Raw genomic sequence first — 19,535 nt, 5'->3', positions numbered from 1 at the left:
ATGTTTAATGCAAAAATAATCGGTAGCGGCAAAGCTCATCCGTCGGTTCTGCTGACTAACGCTGATTTAGAAGAAAGGTTTGGTCAGCCACTTAAGCCCTCATTAGAAGCAAAATTAGGCATCAAACAAAGATATATAACTTCAGAAAACGAAAGCTCGGCAGATATGGCTACAGAAGCAGGTTTTAAAGCTATCGAAGATGCAGGCATTACTCCAGAGGATTTAGATTTAGTTATGGTTACAACAGACACCCCGGAATATTTAAGTCCGGCTACTTCTTCTGTTGTTCAGGGGAGATTAAAGGCTACAAATGCAGGAACCTTTGATGTCAACGCATCTTGCTCTGGGTTTGTCGCTTCTATGGATATAGCTTCTCGAATGATTCAGTCCGGAGGTTATAAAAAGGTTCTGCTTATCGGTGTCTATAACATGACTAAGTTTGTGGACAAAGAAAACATATCAGTTTTCCCAATCTTTGCCGATGGAGCTGGTGCAGTTATTTTATCAGCTACAGAAGAGGACAGAGGCTTTTTGGCATCTAAGCTTATAGCAGATGGCACGCAATATGATATTTTAGGGATTTATGCTGGTGGTGCTAAAAACCCTATAACCAAAGAAAGAATAGATAACAAAGAACATTTATTAACCTTCTTAAAACCATTGCCACCTGATAGAAATATCAAGCTATGGCCTCCTATTATAAAAGATGTCCTTAAACAGGCTAACCTTGAAGTTAAAGACATAGACCATGTGTTTTTAACTCAAATAAATAAATGGGTTATCGAAGAAGTAATGAATGTACTAAAGCTTCCTATGGAAAAGACAACTTGTATCATGGGTGAGTACGGCTACACAGGGTCAGCGTGCATTCCTATGGCTTTAGATGTTGCCTTAAAACAGGGGAAAGTTAAGCCAGGAGATAACGTTGTATTTGTAGGATCTGGCGTAGGATTTGCAGTTGCTTGTACCGCCTTTAAATGGTAGGTATAGATATATAATATAAAAAAGTAACGGGGACCTCCCTCCCGTTACTTTTTTTTACTAAAATGTTCGGCAAGCTAGACGTTTAAAATATTTTAAAAATTTGATATTGATAGTTTTATTGAAAAGAGTTATCATTATATTAACAACTATAAGGGGGAATGTTTAATGGAAGGAAGATGGAATTTAGACGATTTATATACCTCATTTGACTCTTCTGAGTTTAAATGTGACATGGAAAAGCTTGACTTAAAGGTGAAAGAAATTAATAATTGGGCAAAAGAAAAACTAACTGACAATAGCAATCCGCAGCAAGTTTTAGAAGAGTACATAGACCAGCATGCTGAAATATACAGTCTTATCGTTAAGCTTATGGCTTTTGGCAACTTAAGTTTAAGCACTGATGCTAAAAATCAAGAGGCAGCTAATGCCATTGAAAAGTTGCAAATGAAGATGACAGAGTTAACTTTTGCCACCGTGGCTTTTAAAGAGTGGTTAGGTAGTTTAGAAAACCTAGATGAAATTTTAGATAGTACAGAAAAGCTTAAAGAGCATAAGTTCTATTTCCAAGAGCTTGAGCTACAAAACAAATATACTCTAAGTAAAGAAAAAGAAGAAGTTATTGCAAAAATGAAAAACACAGGTTCGAGTGCTTGGAGCAAGCTTCAAAACAACCTTACTTCTACGTTAACAGTAGAGATTGAGGAAAACAAAGATAAGAAAAAATATCCTCTTCCCGTTGTTCGCAACATGGCCTTTTCCAAAGATTCTAAGGTCAGAAAAAAAGCATATATAGCAGAGCTAAAATCTTATGAGAAAATAGAGGAGTCATCAGCTGCAGCTTTAAACGCAATAAAAGGTGAGGTTATTACAGTAAGCAAAATGCGTGGGTTTAAATCCCCCCTAGAAGAAACCTTAATTCAATCTAGGATGGACCAAGAAACCTTAGATGCAATGCTGCAAGCTATCCAGGAAAGCCTACCTATTTTCCATAAATATTATAAGAAAAAAGGCGAGCTTTTAGGTCATAAAAACGGAGTTCCTTTTTATGACATGTTTGCACCTGTAGGTAGTGTGGAAACCACATTTAGCTACAAAGAGGCTCAAGAATTCATATTAGAGCAGTTTGACACCTTTAGTTCAAAGCTTGCAGAATTTGCAAAACATGCTTTTGATAATAACTGGTTAGACATTGAACCTAGAGAAGGAAAAAGAGGTGGAGCTTTTTGTAGCAACCTCCACCCAATAAAACAAAGTAGAATTTTATCAAACTTTACTGGATCTTTAAGCGATGTAGGAACTTTAGCCCATGAGTTAGGTCATGGTTATCACGGACAGTGCCTGTATGAAGAATCGATGTTAAACTCTTCATACCCTATGCCACTTGCTGAAACTGCTTCGATTTTCTGTGAGACTATAGTTTCTAATGCAGTGCTAAAAGAAGCATCTGACAAAGAAGCGATAGGTATATTAGAAGGTTCTATATCCCAAAGTGGCCAAGTGATAGCTGATATTTACAGCCGCTACTATTTTGAAAGTAAGCTATTTGAAAAGCGTAAGGAAAGCTCCCTATCTGTAGATGAACTAAAAGAAATTATGTTAGAAGCCCAAAGAAAAGCCTATGGAGACGGACTTGATCATGACTATTTGCATCCGTACATGTGGGTATGCAAGCCACATTACTACTCTGCAGGTAGAAGCTTCTACAATTTCCCATACTCCTTTGGACTGCTATTTTCTTTAGGTATTTACGCCCAGTATTTAGAAGAAGGTGAAGCCTTTGTAGAAAAGTACGATAAACTTCTATCACTTACTGGCAAAAACACTATAGCAGACGTAGCCGCTATGGTGGGGATAGATGTTAGGTCCGTAGATTTTTGGAGAAGTTCGCTAAATATCATTGCCAAAGATATAGATAAGTTTTTAGAGCTAGTTGAGTAAGTAAAAAAACAGACTGTTGACTAAGTCAGCAGTCTGTTCTATTAGGAGATAGGAGATAGGAGTTGCAACAAAAAATGGCAACATACCCATCGGAGAGACTCTGTGTAAACCCAGCCTAACTGGGTACAACCTTCTGTATTTTACTGTATTTAAAATTGTTGTTTAAATATATTATGGTTTACTCTTTTTTCAATTTGTACTAATATCTTATAACAAAGGATAAGCTAACTAAAAAGTATAAAGGAGCGTGTATAATGAAAGTTTTAATAATTGGTGGTGTCGCTGGAGGAGCAAGCGCAGCTGCTAGGCTTCGCAGGGTTACAGAAGAAGCTGAAATAATAATGTTTGAACGAGGAGAGCACATATCATTTGCAAATTGTGGACTGCCTTATTATATAGGAGGCACAATAAAGGAACGGCAAAATCTTCTAGTCCAAACAGTAGAGGGTATGGAAGGAAGGTTTGGAATTGATGTTAGGGTAAAAAGTGAAATCACAAAAATTGACCGTGAAAACAAAAAGGTCCACGTAAAAAACTGGGGCACTAACGAGCAGTATGAGGAAAGCTACGACTATTTAATTCTTTCGCCAGGAGCTAAACCTATTAAATTCCCGATACCAGGTATAGATAGCGAACATATTTTTAGCCTTAGAAGCCTAGAGGATACTGATAACATTACTGACTTTATTGAGACAGAAAAACCTAAAAAAGCAGTGGTAGTAGGTGGAGGATTTATTGGACTTGAGATGGTTGAAAACCTTATAGATAGGGGGCTAGACACAAGCCTTGTTGAGGCATTAGATCAAGTTATGCCCCCTTTAGACTATGAGATGGCCGCTATAGTTCAGAAGCATTTAAAAGATAAAGGAGCAAAGCTATATCTTTCCGACAAGGCAATATCTTTTGAGAACCAAAAGGTTACTTTAGATAGCAAAAAAGAATTAGATGCAGATCTTGTAATTCTATCAATTGGCGTAGCGCCGGAATCAGACTTAGCTAAAGAGGCAGGTCTAGACTTAGGTCAACGAGGGACTATAAAAGTTAATAAATATCTCCAAACTTCCGATCCATCAATTTATGCCGTAGGCGATGTTATAGAAGTAGAAGATTTAGTTAACAAAGCTCCTACCTTTATACCACTAGCAGGCCCAGCAAATAGACAAGGAAGGATTGCAGCAAACAATGTGGGTGGCCAAAGAGAAGTCTATCATGGAAGCCAAGGCACTAGTATAGCTAAAGTATTTGACTATACAGTAGCAGCAACGGGAAATAGTGAAAAGGTATTAAAAAAGCTGGGGATAAAATACTGCACATCCTACACCAACTCTGCCTCCCATGCTGGCTATTTTCCTGGAGCTATACCCATGACCGTAAAGACCATTTGTGATTTGAAAGGTAAGGTGCTAGGAGCACAAATAGTCGGTCAAAAAGGTGTGGATAAAAGAATAGACGTTTTTGCAACCGCCATAAAAGCGAAAATGAATGTTGAAGATTTAGAACAGCTAGAATTAGCTTACGCTCCACCGTATTCTACTGCTAAAGATCCAGTAAATGTCGCAGGGTTTGTGGCAAACAATACCTTAAAGGGTGACATGGATATAATACATTGGCATGAGATAGATTCAATACTAGGAAGCGAAAGGTACTCATTCGTTGATGTAAGAACAAAAGAAGAGTTTGATAATGGACATATTGAAAACTCTGTTCATATTCCTATAGATGAGTTTAGGGATAACTGGCAGCAAATACCAAAAGATAAAGAAATAATCTTAATTTGCCAAACTGGATTGCGCTCGTATTTAGCAGGTAGGCTTCTTGCGCAAAAGGGTTATAGCGATGTAAAGAATCTAAGTGGTGGATATTATATCTATCATATGGCAACAACAGAGAAAAAAGAATTAAGTTCATAGTCAAACAAAAGTAGCTGGCAAAAAAGCCAGCTACTTTGCTATAATAGTAAAAGACAAGTAAAGTAAATAACTGCTTAACTTTAAACATGCCAATGTACGTCAAGGAGATGATACTATGAACGCTATCGCTTTTATCGATGTTAATAGCAAAGAAACTGAAAACCTTCGTTATACTATTGATGGAAAGATGGTTATCGAGCATACCATCGAAAAGCTTATGATGATTAGGGAAATAGAGGCTATTATCTTGCCTTTACATAAATGCAAAGAAAATAAAGCATACAAGAAGTTAGAAGAGAAATATCCCATAAAAGTATTTTTTTCTAAGGAACAAAACCTAGGCAAAAGAATGGTGGCAATAGCTAAAGAATTTAAGCCTCAGCACATTATTAGAGTGATGGGAGATCAGATGTTTTTAGATACAGATGTCTGCTCTGCTATGCTACAAGAAATGACTAACAAAACTTTGGATATAAACTATGCCGATCTAAACTGTGGTCTGGCAGCTCAAATTTTTACATATAACGCATTAAAAAAATGCCAGATTGTTTTGGGAAAGTATCATCGCATAAACAACTACATAAATGAAAACCCTGACCAGCTAAAAATATCCACCTATACTCACCCCCATCACAACCCTTATTTTCGCTTTCTAGTTAGAAATGATAGAGAAAAAAAGATAGCAGAAATACTTTTAAATACTCCTATTGATTTTGATAACTTAGACAAATATATAGAAATATTATGTGGCGAAACAGGGTTGTACAACAGAGGTTGGTTTGAAACCTTCAAAAGCAAAGAAAGCTTAGATAAAAAAGGCAATCCTTTGCCCTGGTTTACCTACCCAGCTATAACCTTTTTAGAAGAAAGGGTAAAAAGCAAATGGGATGTTTTTGAGTATGGGTGTGGCTATAGCTCCCTTTGGTGGTCAAAAAGAGTAAGCTCAGTAACCTCATGTGAGCATAACCTCCAGTGGCTTAAAATGGTGGAAACAAAAGCAAAAGAGAACGTTAACCTTATATATGCCGACTTTAACAAAGAAAGAAAGTTTGCAGAAAAAATCTTACAAACAAAGAAGAAATACGATGTAATAGTAATCGACTCTAAAGAAAGAATAAAATGTGCAAAATACGCTTTGAGAAAGCTTAAGCCCAACGGTATAATAATCTGGGACGACGCCGAAAGAAATCAAGACAAAGAGGGGCAGCAATTTATAGTACAACAAGGCTTCAAAAGAATAACCTTCACAGGAATGAGCCCAATAGTAAAACACGAAAACGAAACAGCAATATTTTACCGGGAAGGTAATTGCTTGGGGATCTAATATTTGCATAACAAAAAAACAGCATGAAAACGTGCTGTTTTTTTGTTATGCAAAAACAACAGTAAAACAGTATATCTATAGTCACAATTAAAATAAATAATTTTACATTTAATCAACTTTTAGTTAAAGAACTTTAGTTGGAAATTATATTCCAACTAAAGAAGGATTTTCCAATTGCTTGTAGAATTATCTACAAGTAAATTAAAATTTAAGGACAAAGGAGTGGTTCAATGAGGAAAAGTATTTTGTCAGTTTTTTTGGTCCTGTCGATGCTATTCTTAGTTATATCTCCAGCATCAACAGTTTATGCTATTGAGGAAGTTAATTTCGAATGTGAGGTGTTGAAGGAAAGAGTTAGAGACTTAGCAGGTTCCTTGAAGGTTGAAGACATTGAAAATATTACGGAAATATCCATACCGGAAGAAACAAGTGATTTGAGCGGGATACAGCAATTAACAGGGTTAGAAAAGATTACAATTATAACTCCACAGAACGATTTAGATTTTAGCATTCTTAATGAAATACATTCTCTCAAGGAATTAGTTCTAAATCGAGTTAACATAAAAGAAATTGAAGGTTTAAATCAAATAAAAAGGTTAGACATATATTATTCTACCATAGGCACTATCGACGGTCTTGCTAATATTGACACTATGGAAATGACGAATTCTGAAATAGAAAAGGTAATAGGAGCATATAATTTACAGACTCTTAGGCTATTCCCAAGCCGTAATAATGAATATGAAAGCTATGAAGGTATAAAGCAATTCGAAGGATTTGATAACATAAAAAAGCTAAGGGTGGTTGGTGACTACCAAAATTGGAGCATATTCTCTGAGACAGAAGTTGAAATTTTAAACCTAGATTATAATGTTAAAAGAGACTTAAGCCTTCTCAAAGAGTTTAGTAAATTAAAAACATTAAGTACAAGTACACCATTAAGTCCATGCTATTACAAATATGTAAATGAATTAAGTGAACTAGAGTGGCTTAGCGTGCGTAATACTGAGGAAGTGTTTGATAACAAATTGATATATGGATTTTCTGGCGCAGCATTTAGTGATAGCCCTAATGAATTCTTTATAAACACCGACTTTTTAGTCGACGGAGATATCAAAGAACATATTGGTTACAACCTTATGTTAGAGGGCCCAAAAGTATTATTTATGGATGTTGATGAGGTAGTAGACGAATTACCACTTGTACTAAAGAAAGAGGCGTCACCTTACGGTGGAGGTATTGAAGAAGCTAACATCATGAACTATAAGGAGTTAATTTACCTTGCTTCTTCTAATAATGAAGTCGTTAAAATTGAAGATGGAAAAATTATAGCTTTAGCTGAAGGTGTGGCTGAAATTAATGCTTATTTTGCTGGAGCTTCATTCACAGAAGTAACTATTGAGGTCGCAGTTGGAGACCAATATAGGGATGAATATAAAAGTGGGAATAAAGCAAGCTTTGAATGTAATGTTTTAGAAAATCAAGTAAAAAAGGCAGCTGGAGGTTCTTTAGACTATGATGCAGTAAGTAAAATTGAGGATATGGGACTTGACGGAATTTCAAGTTTAGAAGGTTTAGAACAATTATCTAATCTATATAGACTACAGATTAGTAATCCTAAGCAAGAATTAGATTATTCGATACTTAATGAACTACACGTTCCTATATTAACCCTAGAAAATGTAGATGGGGACCTTTCTCAATTAGAATACGTATCGCAACTTACAATAATAGACTCGGACGTAAAAGTAAAAAACGGGCTCCCTGTAGGGTATTTGTTTATTGAGGATAGTGAAAAGTCTTTAGATGAAATTTTACAGATTGCAACTAGGTTTGAGATTTGGGACTCTTTAGAACTAGGTGCTGATTTAGACAAATCTGACTATGAATTGATTTACCAAAGCTCAGAAGATTTAGATATGCTTAGTAGTAATATTTTCTCCAAAACATATGATAAACTTGATTATAGTTGGGGTTTTACTACTCTTTGGTATGACTTAGTTCAGGATGGTGTCTTTGGGCATACTTTGAAGTTCATTGCAGAAGATATAGTTCTGGATACCAGAGAAGTGGCTGTACCTTTTAATATTGAAAAAAACGAATTGGTTGATTTTTTTGATGGTTGTTGTGGAGGATTTGCCCATGGTGAAACTGAAATCGTAGAAGATATAAGTGACTATCTTGATTATATTTACTTTACATCGTCTGATGAAGAAGTAGTTAAAATTAAAAATGGTAAAATAAAAGCTGTTGGAAACGGTGAAGTAGAAGTAAAAGCATATTTCGCTGGTATAAGGGGAACAGAAGTTTCAGCGACTGTTACAGTCGAAGGTTTAAGTGACAAAGAAGTAGAAGTAACTAAACCAGTTGAGCAAACCAGAGAAAGCATAACAAGGGACGAGCTAGAGCAAGAAGAAGAGGTTCAAGTTAGGTCTACTAATGAGTCAGTTACTGTAGATGTGCCTGTTGAAACTTGGTCAAGGGCGATAGAATCAGCACTTGGTAGAACTGATTATGAAACTATAGAAGTTAGTATTGATGAGTATGAAAAGGTTGAGCCTACTACGCAAAAAGAGTTAAGACCTGTATCTAACGTATATAGATTTAGCTTAGAAGCTGATGGAGAGCGTATAAGTGAGTTTGGAGACAAAATAAGAATGACATTTAACTATGATCCAGACCTAGTGGAAAATCCAGAAAGTTTATCAGTTTTCTGGTTAGATCCTGAAACAGATAAATGGGTTGCAATTGATAGTGAACTTGGTGAAGACAATACCATTATCGGTATGACAGATCACTGGAGTATGTTTACTGTTTTTGAAGATTCTTCAGAACCAGAAGCCAAAGAAGAAGTTTCTGACGAAGATGAAGATGATGAAAACCCTGAAACAGGAGACAGTTTCTCCATCATATATGTAGTGCTAGCAGCATTAGCGACTTTTGGATTGGTGGTTGTTCGTCGTAGACGGTTAGTGTAAAATAAAATCAGCGAAGCTATGCTTCGCTGATTTTTGATTTTAGTATAAGTAGAGGTGATGATAACGGTGTTAAAAAGAATTATAACAATAGTTTTAGCAGTTATACTAGCTTTTTCGTTATTTAAAATAGGGCAATCTTTTTATGGGTATTATGCTAACCGTAGGGTATATTCTGAGTTGGAAAGTATGTATCAGGAAAGTCACCGGTTAAACGAAGAAAAACAAGATACAAATAATGATGATGATGAAGTGGATAAGTTTGAAAAGCTAAAGGAAATAAATGAAGATATTGTCGGTTGGATAAAAATACCAGAAACAAAAATTAACTACCCTGTTGTTCAGGCAGAAGATAACGACTATTACCTAGAGCGAAATTTTAATAGAGAATGGAACCCTGGTGGAGCTATTTTTATGGATTTTCGTAACACAGTTGAAGATTTAGGCAAAAACACTGTAATTTATGGCCATAGAATGCGAGATGGCTCTATGTTTGAAAATCTTAAAAGGTATAAAAGCCAGGAGTTTGCAAATGAACACAGATACATAAAACTAGATACCCTATATGATGAAACAAAGTGGAAAGTCTTTTCGGTATATATAACTGATACGGATTTCAACTATATTGAAACAGACTTTGATAACGATGAAGAATACCAAGACCTGCTAGATGAAATTAGAAGGCGATCTATAATAGAAATGGATATTGATGTGGGAGTAGAAAACAAAATTTTAACCCTATCTACCTGCGATTATACCTTTGACGATGCTCGCCTGGTAGTACACGCCACAAAAATAGATTCGGAATAATAAAAAAGGTTATCTTATTACTATCTTGAATATAATATACAAATATCTAAACGGGGTGGTAGAAATGAAAGTTAAAAAGGTTATTTTAATGGTGTTAATTCTAACATTTTTGATGTTATTAACTGGTTGTGTACCAGGCGATGGCTCTTATACTACCGAGGAGCCGGCAGGTTTTTTCTGGGGTATATGGCATGGCTGGATTGCACCTATCTCTCTTATTATTGGACTCTTTAACGAAGGAATTCGTATCTATGAGCCTATAAACACAGGCTTAGCTTATGACTTTGGGTTTTACCTAGCTGTTATCGGAGGATTTGGTGGAATATCGTTTACGAGAAAGCAATATAGGCAGTAGTTAGTAACTAGTAACTAGTAACTAGTAACTAGTATCTAGTAACAGCACGTCTGGCACTAAGGGGGATTATATGAATAAGCATATTTTTGCATTAATAACATTCATAATAGCCTTTGTTCTTCCAGTCTCTGCAGTCATAGTAAGAAGTAAAGAATCAACCAATAAAAAGATTGTAGTAATAACTATTTTTGCTCTCTTTTTTATTTACATTCTATGGATGCTTTACGGACCTTACTTTTAGTTACTTTGAACGATAACAAAAGAGCAAGAAGGCTTTAGCTTGTGCTAAAGCCTTCTTGCTCTTTATTTAGGCTCCTTTTTTCTTATCGAACTGAACTTTATGAAGCCCCGCATATATTCCTTTTTTAGTTAAAAGCTCTTGATGATTTCCGCTTTCCACTATCCGTCCTTGGTCAACCACCAAAATGCGATCTGCATTTTGTATTGTTGATAATCTATGGGCAATTATTAATGTTGTTTTATTTCTCATAAGGTCATCTAATGCCCTTTGCACTAAACTCTCAGACTCATTGTCTAAAGAGGAAGTGGCTTCGTCTAAAAGCAAGATTGGGGCATTTTTAATAATCGCTCTAGCTATGGCTATACGCTGTTTTTGCCCACCGGATAAAAATATACCTCTTTCTCCAACAGGTGTGTCATAGCCCTTCTCTAACTTTAATATAAAGTCATGGGCGTTTGCTGCCTTAGCAGCAGCATATATTTCTAAATCAGTTGCATCAGTATTTCCATAGGCTATATTTTCCTTTACTGTTCCGCTAAAAAGATATGGCTCTTGCGGAACAAAGGAGGTTAGATCTCGAAGCTCTTTTAAAGAATAATGGTGGGCAGTTTTAGATAGATATGACATACTACCACCCTTTGGCTGGTACAGACCTAAAATTAACTTAAAGATAGTGCTCTTTCCACCACCGCTAGGCCCCACTATTGCCACAGTTTCCCCTTCTTGGACCTCAAATGATATATTTTCTAGCACTTTATCTTCGCAGTTGTAAGAGAACTTAACATCTTTTAAAGATAATGCACAGCTGGTATTTTGTTCAGCCATTTTATCAAAGGCTTTAGGCTCATCATCTTTTTCTAAAAGATTTTTAACTCGGTTAAAGCCAGCTAGCGATTGCTGAACTTGATTTAAAAACTCTCCTAGGCTATTAAAGAAATAGCCTACACCATTTTGAAGCTGGTTTATAGCTAACACCTCTCCAAAAGAGACTTCTCTTCTGATAATAAAAATGCTAGCAATTGCTAAAAATCCGACAAAAGAAAATTTACTTAAGAAGTTATTAATACCCTGCATAAAGGCGTTGAGTTTAACCCTTTTTAAGGAAGCATCTAATACATCACTATTTTTTCTGTGGAACTTTTTAGCCACATAATTTTTAAGATTGTATAACTTTATAACTGCGGAGCCTGCGATGATATCAGAGATTTCTTCAGTTGTAGAACCTAATTTTTTTTGTATTTTATCGCTACTTTTTTTCATAGGTTTAATAAACAGGCTAGAAATAGCTAAATTTAATAAGTTCCATGCCAATAAACCTAGCGCAAACTTCCAGTTAAGAATAAACATATAGACTATACATGCGATACCGGCCAAAAATGTGTTAGTTAAGTTTACTAAGTGTTGAGTTAAAGATTTTTCTAAAGTTTGAATGTCATTTGTTACCCTTGATATAAAATCTCCACTATGGTTTTTACTATATTCTTGTTGGGGAAGATTTAACATCTTGGCAAAGGCCTTAGCTCGCAAATTGCTTATGCCACGGATAGTAGATGTTCTAATTAGAATTAGTCCTATCAGCATAAATACTGTAAGAAATACTGTCAGTGCCAAAAAGCCATACACTGCACTGATAACTAAATCAATATCCTGGCCTATGATACCATCAAATAAAATCATAAATATAGTAGCTATAAAAATCTGATTAAGGTCAAGGACACATGTACACAGTAGCCCTAAGGTATATTTTATTCGATAACCCTTCAACAAGTTGAATAATCCTAGGAGGCTTTTCATTATGCAACACCGCCTTTATTTTTCTTAAACTGCTTATGGTAAAGGCTATAATAGAATCCTTTTTGAGCTAGTAATTCTTGATGGTTACCCTCTTCGATAATGCAGCCATTATCTAAAACTAAAATTCTATCCGCCTTGACTATGGTGGATAATCTATGGGCAATTACAATGCTTGTTCTGCCTTCCATGGCCTTTTCTAAAGCGCTTTGTACCACTGCCTCTGACTCAGTATCTAAGGCTGAAGTTGCTTCGTCAAGTAGCAATAGCTTTGGATTTTTTAGCACAGCTCTTGCTATTGCAAGCCTTTGTTTTTGCCCACCGGATAAATTATCACCTCGTTCGCTGACTTTGGTGTTATACTTATCTGGTTGTTTTTGGATAAAGTCATGGGCGTTTGCTATTTTTGACGCCCTCACCATATCTTCTTTGGAGCAGCCTGTTTTAGCAAGCACTAAGTTTTCCATAATAGTAGCTGGAAATAGATAAGTGTCTTGGCTTACCGTTGAAATGTTTGAACGTAAACCATCAAGATTCCACTTAGTTAGATCTTTTCCAAACATGCTGATTTTTCCACTATACCCCGAGTAAAATCCTGTAAGGAGTTTGAATATAGTCGACTTTCCACTGCCGCTAGGACCCACTAGCGCTATTGTCTCACCTTTGCGAACAGTAAAGCTTAAGTTTTTTAAAACTTCATTACCGTTATAACCGAAGGTTAGATTTTGAATATCAACTAACGTTTCGCCTTCATATATATCAAAGGTTTGACCATTATCTCTTTCCTTTTCTTCATCTAAAAGCTTAAATATTCTTTTTAACCCTTCCATAGCGGTTTTATAGCTTCCATAATGATTTGGGATCTGAGCAATTGGAAAAGTTAAGTTATTTAATAGATTTATAAAAGCTAAAAGAGCTCCAGGTTGCATTGAACCAATAACTGTCAAATAGCCACCTATACCAAAAGTTGCCAAAAAAGGAATAAAAGAAAATGCTACAGTCAAGCTTTGCAGTACAGCTCTTTTTTTTCCTAACTCAACTCCCCTATTTAGCGATCTATCTACCTGCTTATCAAACTTTTGCCGAACCACTTCCTGTAAATTAAAGGCTTTAATTATTGAAACTCCGCCTAGAATATCTTGAGTTGAGTTGTTCATGCTAGAAAGTTCATCTTGTAATCCTTTACTATACTTGGCGATAGGTTTTCCTAAAAGGGAAGTGGCTAAAATTAAAACTGGTAACACAATTAAGCTGATAAGGGTAAGCTGCCAGTTTAACCATAGCAGGTAAACAAGTGAAGTGACTGCCATAAGAGGTCTAAGAACTAAGAAGTACCCATCATATTCCAAAAACTGTCTAATCAACTGCAGGTCATTTGAAAGCTTAGACATGCTATCTCCAGAATGCATAGTATCGAGCTTTGACTGTGGTAAATCTATTATTTTTTGGGTCCCCTTTTTTCTAAGATTAAATGATATTCTCTCGCTTAAATGCCCCGTTGAAAAAGTTTTAACCCCTACACATAGTGAAAGCAAGGCTGTAGTTGTTAATAAAACTATTAAATAAGTATAAAAAGGTCCGTAGTTAACTTCAATGGCGCTATCTGTAATTACCCTCAAAGACTGAGCCATAACCAAGCTGAGTATGATTTCTGCTAAAATACATAAAGCAGTGATAAATAGATAAGGCTTTAGACTAGGCTGCCTTTTAAATAAATTAACCAAACGCTTATCAACCATATTTAAAATCCTCCTTATTATTTTTAATATATGAATAAACAATATTTAAGTTAACCTTGTTCTATTCATATATTTAATTTAAAACTTGATATTATTAATATCTTACTTTAATTATAGTCAAACAATTCAAAATGTCAACTAAAATATTAAAATATTTGATGTTTTTTATAAAATAGTTTAAGTATCTTATAAAAAGGCGTCTAGGGAATAATTAGTATAGTTTAAATATTCACTAATGATTGAAAAATTTAAAATTTTGCGCAGGATTTTGTGCAAAAGTGTCGAATTTAAAACATTAAGTTACATTTTCGGGGGAGAGTGGTTATTTATGAAGTCGTTAAAGTTCAACGAAAAAGGGTTTACTCTTTTGGAGGTGTTGATAGTTATTTCGCTTTTAGGTGTTATTTTAGTGCTGACAGTCCCCAATATTGCCACTGGATCAAGCCACGCCAACGATGAACTATGTAAAAGCACTATTAAAGTCATTGAAGGGGCTTTGACTCAATATGAAATTGTAAATAATACTGAGCTAAATGAAAGCAAGCTAGGTGAAGAAAATATAGTTGAGTATCTACATAAACAAAACTTTTTGCAAAATATGCTCAAGTGCCCATCAGGTGGTGAGTACAGCTTAGAAGGTGGTAAGATAGTATGTAGTGAACATAATGATAATTAAAATAAAAAGAGGGTCTATCTCAAATGTCTTGAGATAGACCCTCTTTTTATTTTTAAGTTTTTCTTTGAATTTTTCCTTTGATAAAAGGTGGTGTCCAGATTAGACCGTAAAGTATCAAACCAAAAATAGCAGCATTTATAAAGCCGCCAAGAAAGAACTCAGCTCCCATCTCAGTAACTGTGTCTAAAGAAAAGAAAGATGACGGTGTATTTGTCACAGCTTCGATACCATCTAGCGAAGATTGCATAGAATTGCTGAGTTCTTCCTCCATGTCCATAAAAGACAAAAAATCTCCTAAAATAAATCGACCTGTAACCATGTTTAAAGTGTAGAGTACTGGAATAAAAAAACCAGTTCCTAAATTAATAGTTACAGCCGCTATACCGCTAGCTTTAAAGATTTTTGCTGAAAAAATACTCATAAAGGGCCCTATGCCTAAAGATGGGATGAAATTCCATCCTAAACCTAAGGCTGCACCAAGAGCGATGGCATGCGGGGTATCGCTAATTTGTGAAAGCTTTTTCCAAAGGTTAATGATTTTTTCTTTCATAGTAACCACCTAGCTAAAAGTTATATATAAATTCGATTATAACATAATAAATAAACGTTAACTAGCTGAAAATAATAACGAGAAAATGTGATTACAGTCAATGCCCCATAGCATTTAGTTAACTATAATAGATATAAGAAAGGACGTGATTTAAATGAGCGCATTTTTAGGATCGATACATCACTGGCTGTTTAACAAAGTGCTTATTTTTGAAGATTTAGAGGCACAATTAGTAGAAGACCTACAAAAAGAGTTTGCTGAAGACATTGCCTCCATTTATGCTGAAGTAAAACAAAAGTATGGGCATCCATTTGAAAAGGGAGTAGATTTAGAAAAAGCTATACAACATGATAACATTCATGGATGGTTACAACAAAGGATAGAAATAGCGGAAACCAGGCAAGCTGAGTTTATCGCTAAAGTAACTGCTACATTTGATAAAAAGGCAAAGAACGTTTTGCTTTCTACTCACAAATCTCATGGAGAGCGTATTGGTAAAAAAGCAAAGGAAAAAGAAGAACCCAAAAATGCCGAAGAGCTTTACCAATCACTAAATAACAATATTTTAGATGGGATGCCTTGCGATCAAGTAAATAACATAGTTGACGTTAGGGAGGAGTATCTAAGGTGGGATGTTGTATCCTGCTTACATCGCGGTTATTGGGAGTCTGTAGGTGCAGATATTGAGTTGTTTTACTCTCTTCGCAGTGCTTGGGTAGGAGCTTTCATAGCTTCAGCTAACGAAAAGTTTGAATACAAGATGCAACTTAAAGAAAATAAAATCATAAATGAGATTACTAAAGAATAATCAATCCGACGATAAAGGCTGTCTTAAACAGGAATACTCCTGTTGAGACAGCTTTGTCTTTATCACAGGTTAACTGTTTTAGGACTCACACCTTCATAAAAAAACTTTCGACTAACGAAGGAATTTCCTCTTTGATTGTAGAATAGTAATTATAACAATTAAAGGAGGTATGGTTAATATGATAGCAATTACAAACGGAAAGATTTTCACAATGGCTAACGAGACCTTAGAAAATGGTACTGTACTTATTAAAGACGGAAAAATTGAGGAAGTGGGAGAGAATATAGACATCCCAAAAGATGCTGAAGTTATCGACGCTAAAGGGCAGGTAGTAATGCCAGGACTTATTGATGCTCACTCTCACATAGGTATTTTCGAAGAAGCAATGGGCTTTGAAGGTGCAGATGGCAATGAAACAACTCATCCTTCAACTCCACACCTTAGAGCTATCGATGCAGTAAATCCTATGGATACTGCTTTAAAAGAAGCCTATGAAGGTGGTATAACCACAGTTGTTTCAGGACCTGGAAGTGCTAACGTAATTGGTGGTCAAGGTATGGCCATGAAAACTTACGGTAAAATAATTGACGAAATGGTTATATTAGAGCCTACAGGCATGAAATGTGCTTACGGTGAAAATCCTAAAAGAGTGTACAGCAGCCAAAAGAAAGCTCCATCTACAAGAATGGGAACAGCGGCAGTTATGCGTGAGGAGCTAACTAAAGCACAGGAATATCTTAAAAAGCTTGAAAAAGCTGAAGAAGATCCAGAAAAAGCTCCGGCTAGAGACTTAAAGATGGAAGGTTTAGTAAAAGTTTTACGCAAAGAGATTCCTTTAAGAGCACATGCTCATAGAGCTGACGATATCGTCACTGCTTTAAGAATCGCTGAAGAATTTGACGTAGAAATTACCATCGAGCACTGTACAGAGGGACACTTAGTAGCTGACTACCTTGCAGAAAAGAAGGTTGACGTTGTCATTGGACCAACCCTTTCTTCTAGACCTAAAGTTGAGCTAGCAAACCTTACCTTTGAAACAGGAAGAGTGTTATGGGAAGCAGGGGTTAAATTTGCTATCATGACTGACCATCCTGTTATTCCTCAACACTACCTGCCTATTTGTGCAGCACTAGCTCATAAAGATGGCTTACCTAAAGAAGAGGCTTTAAAAGCTATCACTATAAATGCAGCAGAAATTATCGGGGTAGGAGAGCGCGTAGGTAGTATCGAAAAAGGCAAAGATGCTGACATTATTTTATTAGATGGAGATTTATTCGATTATAAGACCAAAGTTTTAAAAACGATTATAAATGGAGAGGTAATTTATGACCGTAGTAAGTAAAGTATATACTGCTTTAATAAACGGTATAATCCATACTGGAGTGGATAAAGACCCCATAGAAGGTGGGGTGTTAATAGAGGGAGATAAAATTATCGCCGTTGGAAAGTTTGAAATTCCTAAAGGTAGTGAGGTAATTGATCTTGAAGGAGATAATGTGTTTCCAGGCTTTATAGATCCCCATACCCATATAGGATTAATAGAACAAGCCAAAGGTCCTATAGGTGTTGACGGTAATGAAGCCACAAGTCCAATTACGGCAGATGTCTTTGCAGTAGATGGAATTTATCCTCCCGATAATGCATTTAAAGAGGCCATAGCAGCTGGTATAACTGCTTCAATGGTAGTTCCAGGAAGTGCTAATATAATTGGAGGAGTTGGAAGTGTTATCAAACACTACAGCAAAGATAACTTAATCTCCTCGTTAGTTATCAAAGAGTATGGGGGTATGAAGGCAGCACTAGGAGAAAACCCTAAGAGGGCTTATGGCTCGCGGAAAATAACTCCTTCGACTAGAATGGCAAGCGCTGCAATAATGAGGCAATGGTTGATTAAGGCTCAAGAGTACTACGAAAAAAAGAAAAATGCAGAAAAAGAGCCGGACAAAATGCCGGCTAAAGATCTAAAACTTGAGAATTTGAGCATGGTGTTTGAAGGAAAGATGCCGCTTAAGGTACATGCTCATAGAGCTGATGATATTGCTACAGCCTTGAGAATTGCCGATGAGTTTTCAATACCTATAACTATAGAACATGCCTCCGAAGCTCACTTAATAGTAGACCATGTTAAGAAATACCCATTTTCGATGGTAGTGGGACCTTCCCTTGGAGTGCCCACAAAGGTAGAAACCAAAAACAAAAGCTTAAAGGGAGCAAAAATCTTAAGTGATGCAGGGGTAAATGTCGCCCTTACAACGGACCACCCAGTGCTTCCTATCTATAGGCTACTACATGCGGCAGCTCAAGCAGTAAAAGATGGCTTAGATGAGTTTACAGCCCTACAAATGATAACTATAAATCCAGCAAAAGTTTTAGGACTTGAATCTAAAGTAGGGAGTATAGAAGTAGGTAAAGACGCTGATATAACAGTATATAGAGGACATCCATTTGATTTTCTATCAACCTGTAAATATACATTTGTCAGCGGTAAAAAAGCTTTTAAAAGATAGCTAACAACCCCCACTAAGGGGGTTGTTTCTATTAATAAGCACCCTGCCAAAAAGAGATAATGACAAAGTAGATATTAAGTTTTATACTTATAGTAGGACTTTCAATGTTCAAATATGTAGAGGAGTGTTTTAAAATGAAGGGTTATTTAAAGGGAGTAGACATAATTTCTGATGGAGATCAAATAAATTATCGCTTAAACATAGATGAACAGTTTTTAATGCTGAAAGATAAGACCGGATCTAAGCTTCAGATATCATTTGCTGGCAGCAAAAAATGTATTTATTGCGGGAGAGATATCAAAGGAAAAACCTTTAACAATGGCTACTGTTTTCCTTGTTTTAGAGATTTGCCACAAAACGATATTTGCATGGTTAAACCAGAAAAATGTCATCACATAAATGGAACTTGCCGTGATGAAGAATTTGCACAAAGCTTTTGCTTTCAAAAGCATTATATTTATATCGCCTATACCAGTGAAATCAAGGTTGGTATAACCCATCATCAAAATATTCCCAAAAGGTGGTTAGACCAAGGTGCGATAAAAGGATGTGTAATTGCAGAAGCAAAAAACAGAAAAGAGGCTGGTCAAGTTGAAGAATATCTTATGGGATATTTTGCAGATAAGACAAATTGGAGGGCGATGCTAAGAAATAATAAAGCTGAATGTTTAGAGGAAGCCATCTTAAAAGCGCAGGATATTATAAAAGATAACTTCAAAGACGTAAAGCTTAGATCAAAGGAGCTTAGCATTGAATTTCCTTGGGTAAGCCCTCCAAAAATGAAATCTCTAAACTTAGATAAAACCAGTATCATAACCTCAAAAATGCTAGGGGCTAAGGGGCAGTATCTAATATTGGAAGATGGAGTGCTAAATCTAAAAAAGTATCGTGGATATCTTATTGAAATTAATTAAACTTATCTAGTCA

15 protein-coding genes are annotated in these 19,535 nt (G+C 35.8%); 12 read left to right on the top strand and 3 right to left on the bottom strand.

What is annotated here, in order from left to right:
* The 7 genes from PRVXH_RS10545 (at window position 1) to PRVXH_RS10515 (ending at window position 10,296) form a co-directional block, all read left to right on the top strand.
* Window positions 1–984, top strand: a complete 984-nt coding sequence (locus PRVXH_RS10545) for a ketoacyl-ACP synthase III (RefSeq protein ID WP_353892735.1) — start codon at window positions 1–3, stop codon at window positions 982–984.
* Between the two features lie 165 nt (window positions 985–1,149).
* Window positions 1,150–2,922: a M3 family oligoendopeptidase gene (locus PRVXH_RS10540; RefSeq protein ID WP_353892734.1), complete on the top strand. Its 1,773-nt coding sequence runs from the start codon at window positions 1,150–1,152 to the stop codon at window positions 2,920–2,922.
* 254 nt (window positions 2,923–3,176) lie between these two features.
* Complete coding sequence (locus PRVXH_RS10535; protein ID WP_353892733.1) at window positions 3,177–4,832, top strand: FAD-dependent oxidoreductase; 1,656 nt, start codon at window positions 3,177–3,179, stop codon at window positions 4,830–4,832.
* A gap of 115 nt (window positions 4,833–4,947) precedes the next feature.
* Window positions 4,948–6,156: a class I SAM-dependent methyltransferase gene (locus tag PRVXH_RS10530; RefSeq protein ID WP_353892732.1), complete on the top strand. Its 1,209-nt coding sequence runs from the start codon at window positions 4,948–4,950 to the stop codon at window positions 6,154–6,156.
* A gap of 230 nt (window positions 6,157–6,386) precedes the next feature.
* Window positions 6,387–9,134, top strand: a complete 2,748-nt coding sequence (locus PRVXH_RS10525; RefSeq protein WP_353892731.1) for a hypothetical protein — start codon at window positions 6,387–6,389, stop codon at window positions 9,132–9,134.
* A gap of 66 nt (window positions 9,135–9,200) precedes the next feature.
* Complete coding sequence (gene srtB / locus PRVXH_RS10520; RefSeq protein WP_353892730.1) at window positions 9,201–9,941, top strand: class B sortase; 741 nt, start codon at window positions 9,201–9,203, stop codon at window positions 9,939–9,941.
* A 64-nt stretch (window positions 9,942–10,005) separates the two neighbouring features.
* Window positions 10,006–10,296 (top strand): hypothetical protein, encoded by a 291-nt coding sequence (locus PRVXH_RS10515; RefSeq protein ID WP_353892729.1) that lies wholly within the window; start codon window positions 10,006–10,008, stop codon window positions 10,294–10,296.
* Window positions 10,297–10,603: 307 nt separating this feature from the next.
* Here the strand turns inward: PRVXH_RS10515 and PRVXH_RS10510 are convergent, their stop codons facing one another.
* Window positions 10,604–12,301 carry an ABC transporter ATP-binding protein gene (locus PRVXH_RS10510; RefSeq protein WP_353892728.1) on the bottom strand — a complete coding sequence of 566 codons (1,698 nt, stop codon included), beginning with the start codon at window positions 12,299–12,301 and terminating at the stop codon, window positions 10,604–10,606.
* 29 nt (window positions 12,302–12,330) lie between these two features.
* On the bottom strand, window positions 12,331–14,067 hold the full coding sequence (locus tag PRVXH_RS10505; protein WP_353892727.1) for an ABC transporter ATP-binding protein: 1,737 nt from the start codon (window positions 14,065–14,067) through the stop codon (window positions 12,331–12,333).
* A 328-nt stretch (window positions 14,068–14,395) separates the two neighbouring features.
* On the opposite strand from PRVXH_RS10505, the gene PRVXH_RS10500 reads away from it, so the two are divergent.
* Window positions 14,396–14,743 carry a prepilin-type N-terminal cleavage/methylation domain-containing protein gene (locus PRVXH_RS10500; protein WP_353892726.1) on the top strand — a complete coding sequence of 116 codons (348 nt, stop codon included), beginning with the start codon at window positions 14,396–14,398 and terminating at the stop codon, window positions 14,741–14,743.
* A gap of 52 nt (window positions 14,744–14,795) precedes the next feature.
* On the opposite strand, the gene PRVXH_RS10495 is transcribed toward PRVXH_RS10500, so the two are convergent.
* Entirely contained in the window at window positions 14,796–15,293 is a 498-nt protein-coding gene (locus PRVXH_RS10495) for a DUF2062 domain-containing protein (protein ID WP_353892725.1), read from the bottom strand.
* 154 nt (window positions 15,294–15,447) lie between these two features.
* Here PRVXH_RS10495 and PRVXH_RS10490 point away from each other — a divergent pair, with 154 nt between their 5' ends.
* The 4 genes from PRVXH_RS10490 to PRVXH_RS10475 all read left to right on the top strand — a co-directional run bounded on the left by PRVXH_RS10490 (window position 15,448) and on the right by PRVXH_RS10475 (window position 19,522).
* Window positions 15,448–16,101 carry a hypothetical protein gene (locus PRVXH_RS10490; RefSeq protein WP_353892724.1) on the top strand — a complete coding sequence of 218 codons (654 nt, stop codon included), beginning with the start codon at window positions 15,448–15,450 and terminating at the stop codon, window positions 16,099–16,101.
* A gap of 178 nt (window positions 16,102–16,279) precedes the next feature.
* Complete coding sequence (locus PRVXH_RS10485) at window positions 16,280–17,443, top strand: amidohydrolase (protein WP_353892723.1); 1,164 nt, start codon at window positions 16,280–16,282, stop codon at window positions 17,441–17,443.
* Window positions 17,427–18,608 carry an amidohydrolase gene (locus tag PRVXH_RS10480; RefSeq protein ID WP_353892722.1) on the top strand — a complete coding sequence of 394 codons (1,182 nt, stop codon included), beginning with the start codon at window positions 17,427–17,429 and terminating at the stop codon, window positions 18,606–18,608. Before PRVXH_RS10485 ends, PRVXH_RS10480 begins: the two co-directional genes overlap by 17 nt.
* A gap of 134 nt (window positions 18,609–18,742) precedes the next feature.
* Window positions 18,743–19,522 (top strand): DUF2797 domain-containing protein, encoded by a 780-nt coding sequence (locus tag PRVXH_RS10475; RefSeq protein ID WP_353892721.1) that lies wholly within the window; start codon window positions 18,743–18,745, stop codon window positions 19,520–19,522.
* The last annotated feature ends 13 nt before the right edge of the window (window positions 19,523–19,535 follow it).

The organism is Proteinivorax hydrogeniformans, from assembly GCF_040515995.1.
Taxonomy (GTDB): domain Bacteria; phylum Bacillota; class Proteinivoracia; order Proteinivoracales; family Proteinivoracaceae; genus Proteinivorax; species Proteinivorax hydrogeniformans.
Note: the sequence above shows the minus strand (reverse complement) of the source record. Positions and strands in the feature narration are given on the sequence as shown.

Bases quoted from the DNA above. Each gene is read 5' to 3' on its own strand.
- PRVXH_RS10495 (WP_353892725.1), bottom strand. From the start codon at position 15,293: ATGAAAGAAAAAATCATTAACCTTTGGAAAAAGCTTTCACAAATTAGC.
- PRVXH_RS10485 (WP_353892723.1), top strand. From the start codon at position 16,280: ATGATAGCAATTACAAACGGAAAGATTTTCACAATGGCTAACGAGACC.
- PRVXH_RS10500 (WP_353892726.1), top strand. From the start codon at position 14,396: ATGAAGTCGTTAAAGTTCAACGAAAAAGGGTTTACTCTTTTGGAGGTG.
- PRVXH_RS10515 (WP_353892729.1), top strand. From the start codon at position 10,006: ATGAAAGTTAAAAAGGTTATTTTAATGGTGTTAATTCTAACATTTTTG.
- PRVXH_RS10540 (WP_353892734.1), top strand. From the start codon at position 1,150: ATGGAAGGAAGATGGAATTTAGACGATTTATATACCTCATTTGACTCT.
- PRVXH_RS10505 (WP_353892727.1), bottom strand. From the start codon at position 14,067: ATGGTTGATAAGCGTTTGGTTAATTTATTTAAAAGGCAGCCTAGTCTA.
- PRVXH_RS10475 (WP_353892721.1), top strand. From the start codon at position 18,743: ATGAAGGGTTATTTAAAGGGAGTAGACATAATTTCTGATGGAGATCAA.
- PRVXH_RS10545 (WP_353892735.1), top strand. From the start codon at position 1: ATGTTTAATGCAAAAATAATCGGTAGCGGCAAAGCTCATCCGTCGGTT.
- PRVXH_RS10535 (WP_353892733.1), top strand. From the start codon at position 3,177: ATGAAAGTTTTAATAATTGGTGGTGTCGCTGGAGGAGCAAGCGCAGCT.
- PRVXH_RS10525 (WP_353892731.1), top strand. From the start codon at position 6,387: ATGAGGAAAAGTATTTTGTCAGTTTTTTTGGTCCTGTCGATGCTATTC.
- PRVXH_RS10480 (WP_353892722.1), top strand. From the start codon at position 17,427: ATGACCGTAGTAAGTAAAGTATATACTGCTTTAATAAACGGTATAATC.
- PRVXH_RS10530 (WP_353892732.1), top strand. From the start codon at position 4,948: ATGAACGCTATCGCTTTTATCGATGTTAATAGCAAAGAAACTGAAAAC.
- PRVXH_RS10490 (WP_353892724.1), top strand. From the start codon at position 15,448: ATGAGCGCATTTTTAGGATCGATACATCACTGGCTGTTTAACAAAGTG.